At 54.9% G+C, this 215-nt stretch carries 1 protein-coding gene; it reads right to left on the bottom strand.

All coding sequences use genetic code 11. The annotated features are described in order from the left end of the window. Positions 1–102: 102 nt before the first annotated feature. On the bottom strand, positions 103–215 hold a 113-nt coding region (locus NUW23_11450), incomplete at its 5' end, for a restriction endonuclease (GenBank protein ID MCR4426779.1).

Below are 215 nucleotides of genomic sequence, written 5' to 3'. Positions count from 1 at the left end.
GTACATCCTTCGGAGAATTCAGATATGGGTACCTTGGCGTTTGCTGTCGTGGCGCGAGGAAGCCTCGTGCGCGCCGAACATGTGAGTGGGTGTTGAGCTGGGTCATTCCTCAGCGTCAAAGTAGTCCTGATCGATTCTTTTCACTGTGTAGGTTGCAGCCGTGTACACCCCGATTCCGTAGTCGATCGTTAGCTCCGCCAAGCGCTGTCCGTCTA

The sequence above is a fragment of the Bacillota bacterium genome, from assembly GCA_024655925.1.
GTDB lineage: Bacteria > Bacillota > DTU025 > DTU025 > JANLFS01 > JANLFS01.
This window is presented reverse-complemented; position numbering and strand designations above follow the sequence as displayed.